The 20,309-nt window shown below is 59.7% G+C and carries 24 protein-coding genes; 16 read left to right on the plus strand and 8 right to left on the minus strand.

Annotation, left to right across the window (positions count from 1 at the left end; translation table 11 throughout):
- Nucleotides 1-88 precede the first annotated feature (88 nt).
- The 7 genes from ahcY to ruvX all read left to right on the plus strand — a co-directional run bounded on the left by ahcY (nt 89) and on the right by ruvX (nt 6,001).
- Complete coding sequence (gene ahcY, locus KT71_RS00570) at nt 89-1,480, plus strand: adenosylhomocysteinase (RefSeq protein ID WP_008293466.1); 1,392 nt, start codon at nt 89-91, stop codon at nt 1,478-1,480.
- 7 nt (nt 1,481-1,487) lie between these two features.
- Complete coding sequence (gene metF / locus KT71_RS00575; protein ID WP_008293465.1) at nt 1,488-2,324, plus strand: methylenetetrahydrofolate reductase [NAD(P)H]; 837 nt, start codon at nt 1,488-1,490, stop codon at nt 2,322-2,324.
- A 9-nt stretch (nt 2,325-2,333) separates the two neighbouring features.
- A complete protein-coding gene (locus KT71_RS00580) occupies nt 2,334-3,071 on the plus strand; it encodes a 16S rRNA (uracil(1498)-N(3))-methyltransferase (RefSeq protein WP_008293464.1) in 738 nt (245 codons plus the stop codon).
- 58 nt (nt 3,072-3,129) lie between these two features.
- On the plus strand, nt 3,130-4,086 hold the full coding sequence (gene gshB / locus KT71_RS00585) for a glutathione synthase (RefSeq protein WP_008293463.1): 957 nt from the start codon (nt 3,130-3,132) through the stop codon (nt 4,084-4,086).
- 3 nt (nt 4,087-4,089) lie between these two features.
- Nucleotides 4,090-4,941 carry an energy transducer TonB gene (locus KT71_RS00590; protein ID WP_008293462.1) on the plus strand — a complete coding sequence of 284 codons (852 nt, stop codon included), beginning with the start codon at nt 4,090-4,092 and terminating at the stop codon, nt 4,939-4,941.
- A 65-nt stretch (nt 4,942-5,006) separates the two neighbouring features.
- On the plus strand, nt 5,007-5,576 hold the full coding sequence (locus KT71_RS00595; RefSeq protein WP_023659748.1) for a YqgE/AlgH family protein: 570 nt from the start codon (nt 5,007-5,009) through the stop codon (nt 5,574-5,576).
- Nucleotides 5,577-5,599: 23 nt separating this feature from the next.
- The gene (gene ruvX / locus KT71_RS00600) at nt 5,600-6,001 is read left to right on the plus strand and encodes a Holliday junction resolvase RuvX (RefSeq protein WP_051403784.1); all 402 of its coding nucleotides are present in this window, start codon (nt 5,600-5,602) and stop codon (nt 5,999-6,001) included.
- 1 nt (nt 6,002) lies between these two features.
- Here the strand turns inward: ruvX and KT71_RS00605 are convergent, their stop codons facing one another.
- A complete protein-coding gene (locus KT71_RS00605) occupies nt 6,003-7,112 on the minus strand; it encodes a PilT/PilU family type 4a pilus ATPase (RefSeq protein ID WP_023659749.1) in 1,110 nt (369 codons plus the stop codon).
- A 51-nt stretch (nt 7,113-7,163) separates the two neighbouring features.
- Nucleotides 7,164-8,198 carry a type IV pilus twitching motility protein PilT gene (locus tag KT71_RS00610; RefSeq protein WP_008293458.1) on the minus strand — a complete coding sequence of 345 codons (1,035 nt, stop codon included), beginning with the start codon at nt 8,196-8,198 and terminating at the stop codon, nt 7,164-7,166.
- Nucleotides 8,199-8,317: 119 nt separating this feature from the next.
- On the opposite strand from KT71_RS00610, the gene KT71_RS00615 reads away from it, so the two are divergent.
- The 8 genes from KT71_RS00615 (at nt 8,318) to hemW (ending at nt 14,611) form a co-directional block, all read left to right on the plus strand.
- Nucleotides 8,318-9,007, plus strand: coding sequence for a YggS family pyridoxal phosphate-dependent enzyme (locus tag KT71_RS00615; RefSeq protein WP_008293457.1), 690 nt, complete (start codon nt 8,318-8,320; stop codon nt 9,005-9,007).
- A gap of 65 nt (nt 9,008-9,072) precedes the next feature.
- Nucleotides 9,073-9,891: a pyrroline-5-carboxylate reductase gene (gene proC, locus KT71_RS00620; protein WP_008293456.1), complete on the plus strand. Its 819-nt coding sequence runs from the start codon at nt 9,073-9,075 to the stop codon at nt 9,889-9,891.
- 82 nt (nt 9,892-9,973) lie between these two features.
- On the plus strand, nt 9,974-10,561 hold the full coding sequence (locus tag KT71_RS00625) for a YggT family protein (protein ID WP_008293455.1): 588 nt from the start codon (nt 9,974-9,976) through the stop codon (nt 10,559-10,561).
- A 15-nt stretch (nt 10,562-10,576) separates the two neighbouring features.
- Complete coding sequence (metX, locus tag KT71_RS00630) at nt 10,577-11,707, plus strand: homoserine O-succinyltransferase MetX (protein WP_008293454.1); 1,131 nt, start codon at nt 10,577-10,579, stop codon at nt 11,705-11,707.
- A complete protein-coding gene (gene metW / locus KT71_RS00635) occupies nt 11,707-12,297 on the plus strand; it encodes a methionine biosynthesis protein MetW (RefSeq protein WP_008293453.1) in 591 nt (196 codons plus the stop codon). Before metX ends, metW begins: the two co-directional genes overlap by 1 nt.
- A 19-nt stretch (nt 12,298-12,316) precedes the next feature.
- Entirely contained in the window at nt 12,317-12,781 is a 465-nt protein-coding gene (locus KT71_RS00640; protein ID WP_023659750.1) for a DUF4426 domain-containing protein, read from the plus strand.
- A complete protein-coding gene (gene rdgB, locus KT71_RS00645) occupies nt 12,774-13,412 on the plus strand; it encodes an RdgB/HAM1 family non-canonical purine NTP pyrophosphatase (protein ID WP_008293451.1) in 639 nt (212 codons plus the stop codon). The genes KT71_RS00640 and rdgB overlap by 8 nt, the downstream gene beginning before the upstream one ends.
- A gap of 14 nt (nt 13,413-13,426) precedes the next feature.
- Nucleotides 13,427-14,611 carry a radical SAM family heme chaperone HemW gene (gene hemW / locus KT71_RS00650; protein WP_008293450.1) on the plus strand — a complete coding sequence of 395 codons (1,185 nt, stop codon included), beginning with the start codon at nt 13,427-13,429 and terminating at the stop codon, nt 14,609-14,611.
- Here the strand turns inward: hemW and trmB are convergent.
- The 6 genes from trmB to ftsY form a co-directional block, all read right to left on the minus strand.
- Complete coding sequence (gene trmB, locus KT71_RS00655) at nt 14,608-15,309, minus strand: tRNA (guanosine(46)-N7)-methyltransferase TrmB (protein WP_040362081.1); 702 nt, start codon at nt 15,307-15,309, stop codon at nt 14,608-14,610. The genes hemW and trmB overlap by 4 nt on opposite strands.
- Before the next feature lie 4 nt (nt 15,310-15,313).
- Nucleotides 15,314-15,694, minus strand: coding sequence for a DUF423 domain-containing protein (locus KT71_RS00660; protein ID WP_008293448.1), 381 nt, complete (start codon nt 15,692-15,694; stop codon nt 15,314-15,316).
- Between the two features lie 39 nt (nt 15,695-15,733).
- Nucleotides 15,734-16,576, minus strand: a complete 843-nt coding sequence (rpoH, locus tag KT71_RS00665; protein ID WP_040362561.1) for an RNA polymerase sigma factor RpoH — start codon at nt 16,574-16,576, stop codon at nt 15,734-15,736.
- 279 nt (nt 16,577-16,855) lie between these two features.
- Nucleotides 16,856-17,845, minus strand: a complete 990-nt coding sequence (ftsX, locus tag KT71_RS00670; RefSeq protein WP_008293446.1) for a permease-like cell division protein FtsX — start codon at nt 17,843-17,845, stop codon at nt 16,856-16,858.
- Nucleotides 17,835-18,512, minus strand: coding sequence for a cell division ATP-binding protein FtsE (gene ftsE / locus KT71_RS00675; protein WP_023659753.1), 678 nt, complete (start codon nt 18,510-18,512; stop codon nt 17,835-17,837). Before ftsE ends, ftsX begins: the two co-directional genes overlap by 11 nt.
- Nucleotides 18,513-18,564: 52 nt before the next feature.
- Nucleotides 18,565-19,590: a signal recognition particle-docking protein FtsY gene (ftsY, locus tag KT71_RS00680; RefSeq protein WP_008293444.1), complete on the minus strand. Its 1,026-nt coding sequence runs from the start codon at nt 19,588-19,590 to the stop codon at nt 18,565-18,567.
- A gap of 87 nt (nt 19,591-19,677) precedes the next feature.
- Here ftsY and rsmD point away from each other — a divergent pair, with 87 nt between their 5' ends.
- Nucleotides 19,678-20,250: a 16S rRNA (guanine(966)-N(2))-methyltransferase RsmD gene (gene rsmD / locus KT71_RS00685; protein ID WP_008293443.1), complete on the plus strand. Its 573-nt coding sequence runs from the start codon at nt 19,678-19,680 to the stop codon at nt 20,248-20,250.
- Nucleotides 20,251-20,309: the final 59 nt, after the last annotated feature.

A 20,309-nucleotide genomic window follows, 5' to 3' on the forward strand; every position in this document is an offset into this window, starting at 1 on the left:
AGCGTCTCCCAAAAGCCCCTGGCGCGCCAACCGAGATGAACAAACCACAAGTCACATACTTTTTTAAGAAGTCATCAGGAGCAGTACTATGAGCACCGTAACCAAGTTAAACACTACCCCCGACTATCGCGTCGCCGACATCAGTCTTGCAGACTGGGGCCGTCGCGAACTGGAGATCGCCGAAGGCGAGATGCCGGCGCTTATGGCGCTCCGTGAGCAGTACGGCGATTCCAAGCCCCTTGCCGGCGCGAAGATCCTTGGCTGTATCCACATGACCATCCAGACCGGTGTCCTCATCGAAACCCTGACGCATCTCGGTGCGGAAGTGCGCTGGTCATCCTGCAACATCTTCTCTACCCAGGACCACGCAGCAGCAGCGATTGCGGCGTCCGGCGTACCGGTCTTTGCCTGGAAAGGTGAGACGGAAGAGGAATACGAGTGGTGCATCGAGCAAACCATCCTCAAGGATGGCCAGCCCTGGGATGCCAACATGGTTCTGGATGATGGCGGCGACCTCACGGCTATCCTCCACGACAAGTACCCCGAGATGCTGGACACCATCCACGGCATTACCGAAGAGACCACCACCGGTGTTCACCGTCTCTACGAAATGCTCGAAGCCGGCACCCTCAAGGTACCTGCGGTCAACGTGAACGACTCCGTGACCAAGTCCAAGAACGACAACAAGTACGGCTGCCGTCACAGTCTTAACGATGCCATCAAGCGCGCCACGGACCACCTGCTCTCCGGTAAGCGTGCCCTGGTCATCGGCTATGGCGATGTGGGTAAAGGATCTGCCCAGTCCCTCCGTCAGGAAGGTATGATCGTTCGCGTCACCGAAGTCGACCCCATCTGCGCCATGCAGGCCTGCATGGATGGCTACGAGGTGGTATCGCCCTACATCGATGGTATCGATGACGGCAGCGACGAGTGCATCGATCGCGAACTGCTCCAGAAAACGGACCTGCTGGTAACAACCACCGGTAACTACAACGTTTGCAACGCCCGTATGCTCGGCGCCCTCAAGAGCGCAGCACTGGTCTGCAACATCGGTCACTTCGACAATGAAATCGACACGGCCTACATGCGTCGTGAGTGGCAGTGGGAAGAGATCAAGCCGCAGGTACACAAGGTCTATCGTGACCAGGCGACGAACGACCACCTGATTCTCCTGGCGGAAGGTCGCCTGGTGAACCTGGGTAATGCCACGGGCCACCCCTCGCGCATCATGGACGGCTCCTTTGCCAACCAGGTGCTGGCACAGATCTACCTGTTCGAGCGTCGCTTCGCAGACCTGGAAGCCAACATGAAGGAATCGGCTGTGAAGGTCGAAGTACTGCCCAAGAAGCTGGACGAAGAGGTCGCCGCGCACATGGTGGCAGGCTTCGGCGGCGTAATCACCAGGCTCACGAAGGAGCAGGCTGACTACATTCACGTATCCGTTGATGGCCCGTTCAAAGGTCAGGACTACAAGTACTGAGGCAAGCATGAGCAAGTCTGCAGCAATCAGCTTTGAGTACTTCCCTGCTAAAACCGATGCGGGACGGGAAAAGCTGCTCAACGTTACGACCCCGGAGTTACAGGCCGTGGGTCCCGAGTTCTACTCGGTGACCTATGGTGCCGGGGGCTCTACCCGGGACAACACCCGGGGCATCGTCGAAGGGCTTAACGCCCAGGGTCTGGACGTCGCGCCGCACCTGAGCTTTGGGCTCGATGACGAGGCAACGATTGCAGCGCTGTTACAGGATTACAAAGCGGCGGGTATTAAACGACTCGTGGCTTTGCGGGGTGATTTGCCATCGGGCGCCGGCGGCGGCGCTCGATTGGTCTATGCCAATGAGCTGGTGGCATTTATCCGCGAACACACGGGCAATCATTTTCATATCGAAGTGGCAGCCTACCCGGAGATTCATCCCCAGGCGGAAAGCTACGAATCCGATATTCACTATCTCAAGGGCAAGTTTGATGCGGGCGCGGACAGCGCTATTACCCAGTACTTCTACAATGTAGAGGCGTACTTCTACTTTTTGGATCGCTGTGCAGCCATCGGCATCGACAAGCCTATCTACGCGGGCATCATGCCCATTACCAATTACGCCAACCTTGCGCGGTTTTCCAAAAACTGTGGCGCGGAAATTCCCCGGTGGATCAGCAAACGCCTGGAGGGCTTCGCCGATGATCAGGAGAGCATTCGCGCCTTTGGCATCGATGTCGTTACGCAGCTTTGCCAGACGCTGCTGGAGAGCGACGCGCCGGGTATTCACTTTTACACCATGAATCAGGCGCAACCGACTCTGCAGATCTGCAGAAACCTCGGACTATAAGCGGACGCCATGCTGCGTCCGCGCTTTTTCACCGCGCAAACCCTGAGCGAGGGCAGTACCCTCACGCTGGAAAAAGAGCCCTCACGGCATATTGCAAAGGCCCTGCGCATGCGCGCGGGAGACTCCCTCTGCCTGTTTGACGGCAGCGGCATTGAAGCCCACGGGGAGATCAGCGATCTCGATAAATCCCAGGTGTCGGTCATTGTTAAAAGCATCCAGCAGCCAACCCGCGAGTCGCCGCTAGACACGGTATTGATCATCGCCCTGTCCCGGGGTGACCGCATGGATACCGTGGTACAAAAAGCCACGGAGCTCGGTGTCACCGAGATCTGGCCCATGATCAGCGAGCGCACGGGGGTGCGTCTGGACGAGACACGTCTGGCCAGGAAACGACAGCATTGGGAACGCATCGCCATCAGCGCCTGTGAGCAGTGCGGCCGCAACCGGCTCCCCACGGTGGAAACACCGACCTCCTTCGAAGAAACCCTCCAACGGGCAGCAAAGGGGGACGATAGTCTTCGCCTTATCCTCCACACGAGCGCCCATCCCAGCCCTCTACCGACCCACTGCAAGTCCCTCACGCTCCTCGTGGGACCCGAGGGAGGCTTTAGTGACGAAGAGGTCACTGCTGCCCTTGATCAGGGCTTTTGCGCCCTGCAAATGGGGCCGCGCATCCTGCGTACAGAGACGGCACCCCTCGTAGGACTGGCCCTGGCACAGGCGCGTTGGGGCGATATAAGCCTGTGATGCTTGCGACCATGGGTGGCTTCTCGTAGATTGAGTTTTTAACTATCGAGACAACGGCATGAGCATCAAACTAGGCGTGGTGATGGATCCCATCTCCGCGATCAGCTACAAGAAAGACAGCACCATGGCCATGCTCTGGGCGGCCGCCGATCGCGGCTGGTCCCTCTACTATATGGAGCCCGGCGATCTCTCCCTGGACCAGGGCGCACCCCTGGGCCGCATGGCCGAGCTTCAGGTGTTCAAAGACCCTGATCACTGGTTCGAGCTCGGCGAGGCAAGCCATCGCTCTCTCGCGGACCTGGACGTGATTCTTATGCGCAAGGATCCGCCCTTCGACAACGAGTATGTCTACGCCACCTATATCCTCGAAGCCGCGGAGCGTCTTGGCACGCTCATCGTCAATCGCTGCCAGTCCCTTCGTGACTGCAACGAAAAGGTGTTTGCCACGCAGTTTCCCGATTGCTGTCCACCGGTTCTCGTCAGCGGCGATACCGCGCAGCTCAAGGCCTTTCATCAAACTCATGGTGATGTGATCTTCAAACCGCTGGACGGCATGGGCGGCACGTCGATCTTCCGCGTCAGGGAGGATGACCCCAACCTCAACGTCATTCTCGAAACGCTCACGGAACTCAACACTCAGACCATCATGGCCCAGCGCTACCTCCCGGAAATCAAGGACGGCGACAAGCGGATCCTCATGATTGAAGGGGAGCCCATCCCCTATGGTCTTGCCCGTCTGCCCATCAAGGGGGAGACCCGGGGCAATCTCGCTGCCGGCGGGTCGGGTCGTGCGCAGCCGTTGTCCGAGCGGGATCTGTGGATCGCGGCCCAGGTGGGTCCGTCCCTGGTGGAAAGAGGACTTATTTTTGTAGGGCTTGATGTCATCGGTGATTACCTCACGGAAATCAACGTCACCAGCCCCACCTGTATCCGGGAGATCGATGCGGCCTATGACACGGACATCGCCGGCAAGCTGATGAACGCCATCGAAAAACGCCTGGCAAGCCGCGGCTGAGGAATGACCACAGCGGTAGCCGATGGCAACGACCGACTCATGCTGGCAGTGCTCATTGCCAGCACGCTGCATGTGCTGCTGATCTTTGGCGTGAGCTTCGATGTCTGGCGCGGCCAGAAAGCGCGCCATCAGGTAGAGGTCACCCTGGTGCAAACCCCCGGCCGGCGGCCCGTGACGGCCGACCATATTGCCCAGGCAGACCAGACGGGGAGCGGTTCCGAAGCCCTGAGAGATCGCGCCTCGGGCGCAAAAAGCGCCTTACCGCAGCCCATTGCCCAGAGCGCTCAGCGCCAGACCACGGCTAATGCGGGACGCGAGAGACTCGCGGCTCCGGCAGTGACGTCCACCAACGGAGAACGCAAGGTCGTCGATCGCAGGGGTGAACAGCAAAACCTGGAGGATCTGCCCGAGGCCGAGAGAGAACTCGCCCGCCTTCAGCAGAAGCTCGCGCAGCTCCAGGCAGACCTCAATGTCCAGCGTCAGCAGTATTCCAACCAGCCCCGGGTGAGACGTCTTACCGCCGTCTCCGCCAGTGCAGCCGTGGACGCCGCCTATCTCGCAGACTGGCGCTCCCGGGTAGAGAGTGTCGGCAATCAGTATTATCCGGAAGCATCCCTGCGCTACGGCATTTACGGGAGCCTTGAAATGCTGGTCACCGTGCGCAAGGACGGCAGTCTTGAAGACATCGATATTTTGCGGTCGTCGGGCTATGCGGTACTGGACGAAGCCGCCATGCGCATCGTGCGTCTCGCTGCCCCCTACTCGCCCTTTCCCGATGAGTTGCGTGCCACGACAGACAAGCTGGAAATCGTGCGCATATGGCAATTCGAGCAGAACCCGCTAAGCTCAAATTAGAGTGATTTTCCTTCAAATCATCCGGCAAGAGACGCAAGCGCAAAGGCATCGCAGGAGGCAAAAGCTTGAAGATATCGAGCAGTGACAGCCTTCGGGACCATTTCCTCCTGGCGATGCCGGGTCTGGACTCGGGGCTTTTCAGCGGCAGCATCACCTATATCTGTGAGCATGGCGAGGCCGGCGCCATGGGTATCGTGATCAACCAGCCCCTGGATCTGTCCCTCGGCGAAATCTTTGATCACCTGGAGATCGACTGCGCGCCCCGCTTTCAGGACCAGGTGGTGCTCGCCGGGGGTCCCGTGCAAATCGATCACGGTTTTGTGCTCCACCCCCGGGGCGAGCAGACCTGGGACTCATCCCTGCGGGTGACGCCCGAGGTACAGCTCACAACCTCCCGGGACGTACTGAGTGCCATCGCTGCCGGCGAGGGGCCAAAAGACTATGCGGTGGCACTCGGCTATGCGGGGTGGTCCGCGGGACAGCTGGAAGAAGAAATTGCCAACAATAGCTGGCTTACCCTGCCCGCGGATAAGCGCATCATTTTTCATACGGCTATCGAAGATCGCGTTGCGGCGGCCGCCGCAGCCCTGGGCATCGATATGAATCTTATGAGTGCAGAGGCGGGCCACGCCTGAACGCAAGCAACGCTCCCCGCCGGATTCTCGCCTTTGACTACGGACTGCGCCAGATTGGCGTGGCCGTGGGCAATTCAGCGCTGGGAACGACGCAACCCCTGGCGATTCTCAGGGCCCGCGACGGTCAGCCCGACTGGACGCAGGTTGCGGCGCTGTGCAAGGAGTGGGAACCGGATCTGCTGCTCATCGGGGATCCCCTGAACATGGATGGCACGGTGAGCGATTTTGCCCAGCGTGCGCGAAAATTCGCCCGCCGTCTGGAAGGGCGCCTGGGCATCGCCGTTGAAATGGTCGACGAACGCCTGAGCAGTTTTGAAGTCAAGCAGCAGCAGAGAGAAGCAGGGCACTCCGGTGATTATCACGAGAGCCCCGTGGATGACCTGGCGGCGGAATTGATCCTGAAGGACTGGCTACGCCAGCGCTGATTCAGCGATCTACCTGCAGGTTTACAGTGTTGGCATGACTGCTCTGGCGCTTGTCGAACATCTTGATGCCCAGACGGACCTCGTTTGCCGAGTCCGCACAGCGGATCGCCTCTTCGGCGGTCACTTCGCCATCACAGTACTTGGCAAGCAGGGACTGATCCAGAGTCTGCATACCCTGCTCCGTGGACTTGGCCATGACCTCCTTGATGAGATGTATCTGACCGTTACGGATGTGATCGGAGATCAGGGGCGAATTGAGCAGCACCTCCATGACCGGCACCCGCCCGTCACCGGTGGCGGTGGGGAGTAACTGCTGCGCGATCATGGCATTGAGGTTGAGCGAGAGATCCATGAGCACCTGGTTATGACGCGCCACGGGGAAAAAACTCAAAATGCGATCGATGGCCTGGTTGGCGTTGTTGGCGTGCAGGGTGCACAGACAGAGGTGCCCGGTTTCCGCGAAGGTCAGAGCCTGGGCCATGGTTTCCGCTGAACGAACCTCGCCGATCAAAATAACGTCCGGCGCCTGACGCAGGGCATTCTGCAAACCCGCTTCGAATGTGTCCGTGTCGATACCCACTTCCCGCTGGGTGACCAGACAGCCGGCGTGATCGTGGACGAATTCAATGGGGTCCTCAATGGACAGAATGTGCCCCCGGCTATTGCGGTTGCGATGACCCACCATGGCCGCCAGGGACGTGGACTTACCCGTACCGGTGCCCCCGACAAAGATCACCAGGCCCCGCTTGGCCATGGCAAGCTCCGAAACAATCGGTGGAAGACCTAACTCCGCAATCTTGGGAATTTCGTCCTTGATACGTCGCAGCACCAGCCCATGCTGCCCCCGCTGCACAAACGCGCTGGCACGGAATCGCCCGTATTTGTCCGAGTGCACGGCATAGTTGCACTCCTGATGGCGGAGAAACTCCTGCTGCTGGGCAGGCGACATGGTTTCCAGAACGATGGCGCGGGTCTGATCTTCCGTCAATCCGTCTTTACCAATGGACCGGATTTCGCCGTCCACCTTGATGGAGGGTGCAGCCCGTGCGGTGATAAAGCCATCCGATGCCCCAGCTTCCACCATCCTGGCCAACAGCTCGTCAATTTGCATCAGCTCCACTCCCCGGTCATTAGTATCAGGCACTCATTAACGCACGATGATTCAGAAGTTCTCCGGCATGCGCGCTTTCTCCCGCGCAACGTCGCGGGAAATCACCCGCTTGTCCACCAGCTCCTTCAGACACTGATCCATGGTCTGCATACCCACGGCCTGACCGGTCTGAATGGCAGAGTACATCTGCGCAACCTTGTCCTCGCGAATGAGATTTCGAATCGCCGAGGTAGCACGCATGATTTCGTGGGCGGCCACACGCCCGCCGGCGGTACGCTTCATCAATGTCTGGGAGACCACCGCCTGAAGAGATTCCGAGAGCATGGAGCGGACCATGGATTTCTCTGCCGCGGGGAACACGTCGATGACGCGGTCGATGGTCTTGGCCGCGGAGGTCGTGTGCAGGGTGCCAAATACCAGGTGTCCCGTTTCCGCTGCGGTGAGGGCAAGACGAATGGTTTCCAGGTCCCGCATTTCGCCCACGAGAATGATGTCGGGGTCTTCCCGCAGGGCACTGCGCAGGGCCTCGGCAAAACCCAGGGTGTCCCGATGCACTTCCCGCTGGTTAACCAGACACTTGCGGCTCTCGTGGACAAATTCGATCGGATCCTCAATGGTGAGGATGTGCTCGTACTTGTGATCGTTGATGAAGTCGATCATCGCAGCAAGGGTCGTTGACTTGCCGGAACCCGTCGGACCCGTCACCAGAACCAGTCCCCGGGGCATCATGCTGATATCCCGAAACACCTGCCCCATGCCCAGGTCCTCCATACTGAGCACCTTGGAGGGAATAGTCCGGAACACACCGCCTGCGCCGCGGTTCTGGTTAAAGGCATTCACCCGGAAACGCGCTACACCGGGAACCTCGAAGGAAAAGTCCGTTTCCAGAAACTCCTCAAAGTCCTTGCGCTGCTTGTCGTTCATGATGTCGTAGATGAGGTCGTGCACCTGCTTGTGCTCCAGGGGCGGCAGGTTGATGCGTCGCACATCGCCGTCGACACGAATCATGGGAGGCAATCCCGCGGAGAGGTGTAAATCAGAAGCACCCTGTTTGGCGCTGAACGCCAGCAGTTCGGTAATATCCATAAGCCGCCCGTACACTCCCCTTTAGACCCGGTGAAAGGTGATCTTTTAAAAGTTGACCCAGTGAAAGCCAGGCAGACAGCACTAGTGTCGCTGCAGCTCAGCTCCGCTACCATAGCGGTATGGACAACGATCTTATTGCCGCCAATATAGCAAAGGTACTCCAACAGGTAAGTAGTGCGCAGGAAAAATACCAGCGCCCGCCTGACAGCGTCCGGGTCATGGCGGTCAGCAAAACCCAGTCCGCCGAGGCCGTGAGAGACGCGGCGGCCGCCGGCCTGACAGATTTTGGTGAAAATTATCTCCAGGAAGCATTGGAGAAAATCAAGAGCTGCGCGGATCTCGCACTGACCTGGCACTTCATCGGCCCCATTCAGTCCAACAAGACGCGAGCCATCGCCGAGCATTTTGACTGGGTACACAGCGTCGATCGGGAAAAAATCCTGCGCCGACTCAGCGAGCAGCGGGACCCTTCTATGGCACCCCTGAACCTGTGTATCCAGGTCAACGTGTCAGGAGAGGACAGCAAGTCCGGCATCACCCCCCGGCAGTTGGCGCCGATTCTGGCCCTGGCCACGCAATTGCCAAATATTCGCCTGAGAGGCCTCATGGCCATCCCCGCACCCGCTGAGGATTTTGGGGCACAGAAGGCAGCCTGTGACAGCCTGGCATCATTGTTTGAGGACGCCCGGAAAGAGCACCCGACCCTGGACACCCTGTCCATAGGTATGTCGGCGGATCTGGAAGCGGCAGTGGCCGCCGGGAGCACCATGGTGCGCATCGGTACGGCGATCTTCGGTGCCCGGCGGTGATGAAGTACCCGGGGGCCAGGATGTATACTGTCGCGCCTTAATTCACAGCTAATCAAGGCATTTCCGTGAGCGAATTTACGACGGCATTTATCGGTGCCGGCAATATGTCACGCAGCATCATCGGCGGACTGGTGGCGGGCGGCGTCGACCCCCGATCCGTAAGCGCCAGCAATCCGAGCAAGGGGCCCCTCGAGGCGCTGGAGAAACTCGGCCTGACGGAGCTCGGCCACAGTAACGTTGAAGTGGTCGGGAATGCTGATGTCGTGGTCCTTGGAGTCAAGCCAAAGCTCATTCAGGCGGTCTGTGAAGAGCTGGCTCCGGTGATTCGCGATGACCACCTGGTGATCTCCGTAGCGGCAGGTGTTACCGCCGACAACATCCACCGGTGGCTCGGTTCGAAAGGCGAGGTTGTGCGCTGCATGCCCAACACTCCATCCCAGATCGGAGCCGGCGCCAGCGGCCTCTATGCTCGGGCCTCCGTGGGCGACGCCAACCGTCAGCGCGCCGAGGAAGTCATGAGCGCCGTAGGCGTGGTCCGGTGGGTACAGGAGGAGCCCCTGCTCCACGCGGTTACCGCCGTCGCCGGGTCTGCCCCGGCATATTTCTTTCAGTTCATGGAAGCCATGATTGCCGAGGCCGGACGTATGGGTCTGGATGAGGAGAGCGCGCGTACACTCTGTGCTCAAACCTGTATCGGCGCGGGACGCATGCTGGCCGAGGGCGATGTGGATGCTGCAGAACTGCGGCGTCGGGTGTGCAGCCCCAACGGCGCCACGGAGCGTGCCGTCGACGCCTTTAGCGCCGGCGGCCTGGACAAACTCGTCAGCAAAGCCATGGAGGCCTGCGCGGCCCGTTCCGAGGAGTTGGCGCAGGAGTTTTCCTGAGTCATGGAAACCCCCGGCGAGCGTCGTCGCCTATGCCTATGCCAATGCCAATGCCAATGCCTGTCAATCACAGCGGAAGACTATGAACGCATTTAACGAAATCACAATTTACCTGGTTCAAACGCTCCTGGGCATCTATCTGCTGATCATGCTCATGCGTTTTGTTCTGCAGCTCTCCCTGGCAGATTTCTACAATCCCGTGTGCCAGTTCCTGGTGCGTGCGACGAACCCTCTGGTTATCCCCGTTCGGCGTGTTATTCCCGCGCGGGGCAGGCTGGACTTCGCCTCCTTCGTGCTCGCGATCGTGATTCAGCTCCTGGGCATTGTGGCCATGTTGCTCCTCAACGGCGTGGGTCTGCCTCCCGTGAGTCTGCTCCTGGCCTGGTCCGCCGTGAGCGTTATCGGCCTCCTGGTGAAGATCTACTTTTTTGCTCTTCTGGGCATGATCATTCTGAGCTGGATCGCGCCGGGTACCTCCAACCCCGCCGCGTACCTTATGTTTCAGATTACGGAACCGGTCATGGCCCCGTTCCGGCGCGTGCTGCCTGCCATGGGCGGCATGGACTTCTCGCCGATCCTGGTATTTATCCTGATCAATATCATTCAGATCGCCCTGCGCAATTTTGCCGCAGGCCTGGGACTCCATCCCGCTCTGGTGATGGGCATCTAAGGTCGGGAATGCACCGTGCAGGAACACGACCTTGGCATTGTCAGTCCCCGTATCGAACGTTTCGAGGAGCCCCTGCACTTTACCGGCGGGGGCAGCCTGCCGACCTATGAGCTGGTGTATGAAACCTATGGCGAACTCAATAGTTCCGCCAGCAACGCCTTACTGATCTGCCACGCCCTTTCGGGACACCACCACGCTGCGGGCTATCACAGCGAGACCGATCGCAAGCCAGGGTGGTGGAACGCCTGTATAGGTCCGGGCAAGCCCATCGATACCCGTCGTTTCTTCGTGGTATCTCTGAATAATCTCGGCGGCTGCCACGGGTCCACGGGCCCGGCTAGTGAGAACCCCCAAACGGGCGAAGTCTTTGGTCCTGAATTTCCCCAGCCCCAGGTGGATGACTGGGTAGATGCCCAGGCACGACTGGCGGACCGGCTGGGTATTCACTGCTGGGCAGCGGTCGTGGGAGGCAGCCTTGGGGGCATGCAGGCCATGGCCTGGTCCCTGCGATACCCCGAGCGCCTGCGTCACTGCGTCGTGATCGCCGCGGCCATGAAACTCAGCGCGCAAAACATCGCCTTCAATGAAATTGCCCGCCGGGCGATCATGTCGGATCCGGGCTACGCCGGGGGCTATTATCTCCGTGAGGGGAAACAACCCACCCAGGGGCTGGCCCTTGCCCGCATGGTGGGTCATATCACCTATCTTTCCGACGATGCCATGGCCTCACGTTTCGGACGGGAGCTGCAGCCGGGGAGCGAAGACGATACGGCGGATGGGGCACCGCAGTTTCAGATCGAGAGCTATCTTCGCTATCAGGGCCAGCAGTTCTCTTCCGTATTCGACGCCAACAGCTATGTGCTCATGACCCGCGCCCTCGATCTGTTTGACCTCGCCGCCGCTTATGGCGGGGACGCCGTTGCCGCTTTCGCAAAGGCGAGCTGCGATTATCTGGTGCTGTCTTTTTCTACGGACTGGCGCTTTTCTCCGGCGCGTTCCCGGGAGATTGTCGATGCCTTACTCGCCGCAGAGCGACCGGTGAGCTACGCGGAGATCAAGGCAGATGAAGGACACGATGCCTTTCTATTGCCCATACCCCGCTACCTGGCGGTGCTCGACGCCTACCTGAAAAGAGTAGAGGTCTGATGCGTCAGGACCTCACGCACATTCTCCGCTGGATAAAATCCGGGGCCAGCGTCCTTGACCTGGGCTGTGGCGACGGGCAGTTTCTGGCACTCATTCAAAAAGAGCGTCGTGCCCGTGTTATGGGCATCGAAATCGACCCGGACGCGATTACCCAGGCCATGAGTCGCGGGCTCAATATTATCGAGCAGAACCTCGATGGTGGTCTTGCCAACTTTCCTGACCAGAGCTTTGACATGGTGGTCATGGCTCACGCGCTGCAGGCGGTGCACTATCCCGACCAGGTTTTGGAGGAGATGCTCCGCGTCGGTCGCGAATGCGTGGTGACTTTTCCTAATTTCGGACATTGGCGCAGCCGCTTACACCTGGCCACCCGGGGGCGCATGCCCGTATCGCGATTCATGCCCTACAGTTGGTATGACACACCGAACATCCATTTCTGCACCGTCCGGGACTTTGAAACCCTCTGTGCGCACCGGGGCATCAAAATTCTCGGTCGGGACATGATCGGCGGCAATGATCAGGGAACCAGTCTCGCGCGGCGCTGGCCCAACCTTTTTGCAACAACGGCGATCTACCACATCAGCCGATGACTTTCAGGAGTGCTGAACCATGAACAAACTCTCCGCCCCTTTTTGCCGGTGGCTCACACCACTTTTCATGCTCTGTGTCGCCCTCTGCAGCGCCGCACAGGCGCAGCTTTCCGAGCGTTTCGGTGACTACGAGCTGCATTACAGTGTTGTAAACACCACCTTTATCGAACCCGAAGTGGCCGCGCAGTATGGCCTCGCCCGGGGCAGTCGCCGGGCCATTATCAACCTCTCTCTGCGGGAGCATTTAGAGGATGGCAGTACCGTGGCCAGAGAAATGGACCTGGATGGACGCAGCTGGGACCTCACCCAGGCACAGGTGGACTTTGACTTTATTGAAGTTCGCGAGGGTCCTGCCCTGTATTACATCGGCGAGTTCAAATTCATCAATCGCGAATGGCGCTTCTTTGATATCAGTTTTACGCCCGAAGGCTCCGAAGAAACTCTGAACATTGATTTCAAACGACAGATGTACATCAATGACTGACGCGGCCTCAGCACCCTCAACGCCTTCCTGGCTCTCGGGAGACATCGTGGTGGCCAGCGGTAATCAGGGAAAGGTTGCCGAGCTCGCACGACTCTTCGGGCATCTGCCCGTGAATCTGCGCCCCCAATCGGAGTTCAGCGTCGTTCCTGCCGAAGAGACCGGACTCACCTTTGTAGAGAACGCCATCCTCAAAGCGAGAGCCGTTGCAGCGCAGACCGGTTTGCCCGCCCTTGCCGATGACTCGGGTCTTGCCGTGGATGCGCTCCGGGGCGCACCGGGCGTGCGCTCGGCGCGCTACGCCGAGGGCCGTGACGGCGATGATGAGGCCAACAAAAGCAAGCTGCTCCAGGCTATGGCGGATACTCCGGACCATGCCCGCCAGGCGCGTTTTCACTGCGTGCTCGTGCTCCTGCGACACCCGGAGGACCCCATTCCTCTTATTGCCCAGGGTCGCTGGGAAGGCGTGATTCTTCGCGAGGCCCAGGGCGAGGGCGGTTTTGGCTACGACCCGCTGTTCTATGTTCCCAGCCACGGACTCAGCGCGGCCGAGCTGGATGCCGCCGAAAAAAATGCCATCAGCCACCGAGGCGTGGCTGCCGCGAGGATGCTGGCGCTCCTCGACGCAGGCTGAGTCCGCCTCCCCTGATGGAAGCACCCCAACTGGGCCTCTACGTGCATCTTCCCTGGTGCGAACGTAAATGCCCCTACTGTGATTTCAATTCCCATGAAGCGTCCGTAATACCGGAAGCGGCCTATATTGATACCCTTATCCTTGATTTACAGGCAGAAATAAACGATCAACGCCGGGAAATAGACACCATGTTTATCGGTGGTGGAACGCCCAGCCTGTTCAGTGTCGACGCCATCGGCCGACTCATGGAGGCGGTAAAGAGCGCTGGCTTGGCAAAGGGGGCGGAGGTCACCATGGAAGCCAATCCGGGTAGCGTCGAGGCGGGCCGCCTCAAGGGCTATGCGGAAGCGGGAGTCACGCGTTTCTCTTTGGGGATCCAAAGCTTTAGCAACGGCGCCCTCCAGGCCCTGGGCCGAATTCATGATGGGGAGATGGCGCGCAGGGCAGCGGCGGCAGCCCAGGGATCCGGCGCAGCAAGCTACAACATTGATTTAATGCACGGACTCCCGGCGCAAACCCTCGGGGAGGGACTCAATGATATCCGCACAGCGCTCGCACTGAGTCCGCCCCATCTCTCCTGGTACCAACTCACCATCGAACCCAACACGCGCTTTTACTCGCAACCGCCAAGGCTTCCCGAAGACTCGATTCTGGGCAGCCTGGAGGAAGAGGGTTGTCGTGTACTTCAATCGGCAGGATATCACCGCTACGAGGTTTCGGCCTGGGCCCGGCCGGGAGAGGAATGCCAGCACAATCTCAATTACTGGCGCTTCGGCGACTACCTGGCCATCGGGGCGGGGGCGCACGGCAAGCTCAGTACGGCGCAGGGCGAGGTCTTTCGCTATGCCAAAACCCGTCAGCCGGATGATTACCTGGCAGCCGGCGGCCGCGAGCGCCGCAATCTGCGCACGCTGGACAGCGCCGACCGCCAGGGAGAATTTATGCTCAATGCCCTGCGCCTTGCCAAAGGATTCAGCCTGACGCTCTTCGAAGCCCGCACGGGTCTCGACGCCGACCGCGTCAGACCCACCATCGACGAGCTCGCGGACCTCGGTTTACTCACCCGGGACGGCGAGCAGGTCCGCACCACGGACCTGGGGCGGCGCTTTCTGGATGATGTGGTCGCTGCTTTCTTTCCCGACTCTCCAGACTTTCCCGACGCTCCCGAAGGGGAGCAATCAACGACGGAAAAAGACTAGGCCGCAGACCCGCGGCGATACAGCAGATCCCAGACGCCATGGCCCAGGCGCTGACCGCGAAGCTCAAACTTGGTCAGGGGTCGTTCTTCCGGGCGGGGTACAAAGCCGCCGTTTTCACCGCTGTTCTCCAGCGCCGTACAGTTATTGAGGACTTCCAGCATGTGCTCGGCGTAGGGTTCCCAATCCGTCGCGAGATGGAGGATCCCGCCGGGGCTCAGACGGCTGGCCAGAAGCTCGGTAAATTCCGGCTGAATGAGACGTCGCTTGTTATGGCGCTTTTTATGCCAGGGGTCCGGGAAGAATATCTGAATGCGCTGGAGGGAGCCCGGAGCAATGCAGTTTTCCAGCACGTCCACGGCGTCGTGGCACATCGCCCGCACATTACTGAGCCCCAGCTCCTGAACCCCGTGGAGCAGTCGCCCGACACCGGGCCGGTGAACCTCCACCCCCAGGTAATGACTTGAGGGTCGGGCAGCGGCCATGTCCAGAAGCGACTGGCCCATGCCAAAACCGATCTCCAATACCCGCTCACCGGGGCCCCCGAAGAGCTCATCGAAGTTCAGAAGCTCGGGGCGGTAATCGATGCCCCACTGCGACCAGCCCTCATCAAAGCCGCGCTGCTGAGCCTCGGTCATGCGTCCGGCTCTCAATACAAAGCTTTTAATGCGCCGCTGGGGATGCTGCGAAGACTCGTTCATGGGTTTAGGAACCCAGGAGCTGCCAGCCGGCGGTGGCCATGCAGGCCCAGGCCGCAATAAACGCCAGGCCGCCAAGGGGTGTTACCGCGCCCCACCAGCGCACACCACTAAGACTCAAAATATAGAGACTGCCGGAAAAGACGAGAATGCCGAGCACGAAGAGCACGACGCTGGATTTGAGCAGCATGGAGGCCGGAAACTGAATGAGAAGCAGCCCCGCAATCAAAAGCGCGAGGCTGTGATAGAACTGATATTGCACGGCGGTCTCAAAGACCCCCAGGGAATAGGCGTCGAGGCGGTCACGGAGAGCGTGGGCACCAAAAGCCCCAAAGGCAACGCTCAACAGTCCACCCAGAGCGCCGAGGAAAAATCCAAGCTGTGCCATACAAGACTCCGGCGCTAACGCATCACGGACCTGGGTCAATCAGGCGACGAGTACCTTGCGTATTTTTTTCATGGCGGCCTGCTCAAGCTGGCGAATGCGCTCGGCAGACACATCATATTCCGCCGCCAGCTCATGCAGGGTGGCTTTGTCGTCCGTAAGCCAGCGCTGCGCAAGAATATTACGGCTGCGCTCATCAAGCTCGGCAATCGCCGCGTGGAGCTGTGCCTGGCTATCGGCCTGCCACTCGCTGTTTTCTACATTCGTAGCGGGGTCCACTGACTGATCTTCAAGGTAGTACTGCGGTGCCTGCCAGCCTTCCTCGTCGTCAGCGCCTACGGGGGCGTCAAAAGCAACATCATGGCTGCTCAAGCGCCCTTCCATGCGATGCACTTCCTGAACATCTACGCCAAGATCGTCGGCGACGGCTTTCGCTTCATCAGCGCTCAACCAGGCGAGGCTCTTCTTCGCGCTTCGTAGATTGAAGAACAGCTTGCGCTGCGCCTTGGTCGTCGCAATCTTCACAATGCGCCAGTTACGCAGGATGTATTCGTGTATTTCGGCCTTGATCCAGTGCACGGCAAAGGACACCAGGCGCACACCCTTGGTGGGGTCGAAGCGTTTCACCGCCTTCATGAGTCCCACATTACCTTCCTGAATCAGATCCGCTTCCGCCAGACCGTAACCGCGGTAGCTGCGGGCAATGTGCGCGACAAATCGCAGGTGAGACATGACCAGTTCGCGGGCCGCCTGTACATCACCATCATAAAACAGCTTCTCTGCCAGCTCGTGCTCTCGATCGGCACTGAGAACAGGCACTTTAGCCACGGCCTGTACGTAGGCAGCGAGATTGGCTCCGGGTACCATCTGATCAACGGCCAGCATCTGCGTGCCGGGCACTGAGGAATCACCCAGGTCATCGCTAAGATAGGCGTCGTAACTTCCTGTGGCGGTTGCTGTCATAGTCGTGGTCATCGCTTTTGTCATCGCTCCTGTTATCGCTTCCGTCGTCGCTTCCGTCGTCGCTTCCGTCGTCGCTACAGTCACGGTGTCCTCCATAACGGGGCAGGGATTTTAGCACTCTAATGATTAGACTGCTAAACCCGGGAAAGTTCAATTTTCTATGTTCTTTATACGATTTTGTTATATCTGCGGATCAGATAATCACCGGGGTTCTATCGCCTTTAAATGGCGCGCCACGGCCAGCCACGCACCCCCCAGGCCAAGAGCGGCGCCCACAAGCACCAGTTGCAGACTATCGACGATACCCAGACCGCGGAGCACAAAGGTGCTCTGGTAGGCCGCGGAAAGGGCATTGACCGGCGATGCAAGGGCAAAGGTCCCCGCGGCGACCAGTAAGGCAGCCACGACGCCGCCTCCCAGGCCAAACCACAGCCCCGTATACAGGAGAGGTCGTCGCACAAAGGCATCACTGCCTCCGACGAGCTTCACGATCACGATTTCATCCCGCCGGCTCTCGATGGCCAGGCGAATCGTGTTGCCCAGTACCAGCACCACCGCAGCGAGAAGGAGCAGCGCCAGTAACTGCACGGCCCGGCGGCCCAGGGTCATCAGTGACTGCAGGCGCTGTAGCCAGAGCGTATCCAGCAGTGCCTCCTCCACCGCCGGGAGGCCTTCAAGTTCCCCGCGCAACGCACCCAGCGCCTCCGGCGATGCCGGCAGGGGAACCACCAGTAAAAGATGGGGTAGCGGATTCTCCGACAAACCCTGCGCCAGTTCTCCCATGCCCGAACGCGCCACAAACTCTGCCAGGGCCTCGTCCCGATCAACGAACTCTGTGCTGAGGATGTTCTCGCGCAGGGCCAGGTCCAGGGCGAGGCGGGAAGCCTCATCCGCCTCCACGTCCGCTTTTAGAAACAGCGATAGCTGGGCCGGTCGCTCCAGCTGATCGCCCAACTGCGTCACGTTATCCAATACCACCCACAAACCGCTGGGGAGAGCGATGGCGATACCGATCACCAGCCAGGTCATGCAGCTGGACAGCGGCTGTTGCAGGACCTTTGCCAGACTTTCCGCTGCGGACTGACTGTGGTGACGGCGCCAGCCGCGCCAGCGCTCGGCCCAGCGGATCCTCCGGGGTCGGGCGTTCCCCGGAGCGTTGCTTTTGCGGCTATTACGGCTTTTACGGGGCATCGATGGACACCCCGCCGGACACCAGGCGTCCGTCTTTGAGGGTGAGAATACGGTGGCGCAGGCGAGATATGAGCGCCAGATCGTGACTCGCAATCAATACCGTGACGCCCACCTGACTGAAATCCACAAAGAGCTGCATGATTTCGGCAGACAATTGGGGATCCAGATTACCCGTGGGCTCATCGGCGAGGAGAATGGCGGGGCGTCCCACCACGGCGCGGGCGATACCCACGCGCTGCTGCTCACCACCGGAGAGGCTCATGGGCATGGCCTGGACGCGATCAAGAAGACCCACTTTATCCAGAGCAGCGTTAACCCGGCGATCAATATCCCGATATTCAAACCCGGCGATCTGCAAAGGCAGGGCCACGTTGTCATACACCGGCCGGTCCATCAGCAGCTTGTGATTTTGAAACACCACGCCGATAGACTGCCGATGCCGGGGTATGTTGCGACGGCTGAATTTGGACAGGTCGGCGCCGCCGACCACAACGCGGCCGCGGCTGGGGCGCTCCATGAGCATGATGAGACGCAGGAGGGTGCTTTTTCCCGCACCGGAGTGCCCCGTGAGAAATACCAGCTCCTCGGGGTCGATGGAAAAACTGACTTCGCGCAGCGCATCATGGCTGTTGTCATAGCGTTTGCTGACGCGCTCGAAGCTGATCATGGCTTTGTCATTGCTTTGTCTTGGCTTTCTCTTCGCTTTCTCTTCGCGATAGTCAATCCCGGTCAAACAGTGCCTGAATAAACTCCTCGGCGACAAATGGCCGAAGATCCTCGGCCGACTCGCCAACGCCGATAAACCGAATGGGGAGCCCCAGGCGCCGCGCGATGGCAAAGATGACGCCCCCCTTTGCCGTGCCGTCGAGCTTGGTCAGGGTCAGTCCCGTGACCCCCACCGCCTCGCGAAACTGCGCCGCCTGGGCAAGGGCGTTCTGCCCCGTGCCCGCATCAAGAACCAGCATCACCTCATGGGGGGCCTCGGGATTCAGCTTGCCCAGTACCCGTACCACTTTACTGAGCTCATCCATGAGATGGCTCTTGTTGGAAAGACGACCGGCGGTATCGGCGATGAGTACATCGATACCCCGGGCCGTCGCCGCCTGCAGGGCATCAAAGATCACCGAGGCACTATCGGCTCCGGTATGCTGGGCTATCACGGGCACATCGTGACGCTCGCCCCAGTGCTGCAACTGCTCCACGGCCGCGGCGCGAAAGGTGTCTCCCGCAGCCAGCATTACGGAACGGCCCTCGTCCTGAAAACGCCGGGCCAGCTTGCCGATAGTCGTGGTTTTGCCCACGCCGTTAACACCTACCATCAGGATGACAAAGGGCGTCCCAACGCTAACATCAAAGCTTTGCTGACAGGGCAGCAGAATACTCTGGAGCTCTTCGCGAAGGGCCTGCATCAGGGCCTCGGGATCGGACAGCTCCTTGCGCGATACCCGCTCCGTAAGATGCTCGATGATCTCACTGGTCGCCTCGATACCGACATCCGCGATGAGTAGCTGGGATTCCAGTTCCTCCAACAATTCGGCATCAATGGTTTTACGGCCCAGAAAGAGGTTGCCAAAGCCCGCAGCAAGGCTATCGCTGGTGCGACCAAGTCCGCGCTTCAGGCGGCCAAAGAACCCCGGCCCCGTGGTGTCCTCAGCCGTCCTGGATGCCCCACCTGCCGCAACAACCGGGTCTGTCGATGGGGCTTCGGATTTTTCCGCGTCAGGCTTGGATTTAAAAAACTTCATTAATAGGAACGTCTGGCATTGGCGTGTGTTGTTAACGGGTGTCTATCGTATCATCGCGGGGATTCACGCTGCGATGGGACAGGCATCTTGGGAGCAACAAAAGGCACGGGGAAGCTGCGGATTATTGCCGGCGAGTGGCGTGGCCGAAAACTGCCTGTGGCGGACCTCCCCGGGCTGCGACCGTCCACGGACCGCAGTCGCGAAACCCTGTTTAACTGGCTCGCCCCCCACACGGCGGAGGCCCGTTGTCTTGACCTGTTTGCGGGAACTGGTGCCCTGGGACTGGAAGCACTATCCCGTGGGGCTGCTCATTGCCAGTTCGTGGAGCAGCAGTCCCGGGCCGCGAAGCTCCTCAATGAGTCCCTCGCGCTACTGGGCGCCAACGACCGTAGCGATGTATGGCAGGGTGATGCCCGACAGTTCCTCCAGGGCAGCGGCACGGGCAAATATGATCTGGTGTTTCTGGATCCGCCTTTTGCCAGTGATCTTTTGGATATCGTTCTTGAGGAGTTGGAGAGCAGTGCTCTTTTGGCGGAGGCAGCCCTCGTCTACGTAGAGTGTGCCTCTGATCACAGCCCCTCAATTCCCGGTCCCTGGGAACAACACCGAAGCAAGAAAAGCGGCGATGTGAGCTACGCACTTTATTGTGTGAAGAAGTGAGGAAAAGCAAAGAACGTTAGATAGAAAACTAGAAAGACGGGGTGGGGCCCCTTTGGCGT

This window comes from Congregibacter litoralis KT71, assembly GCF_000153125.2.
GTDB classification, from domain to species: Bacteria; Pseudomonadota; Gammaproteobacteria; order Pseudomonadales; family Halieaceae; genus Congregibacter; species Congregibacter litoralis.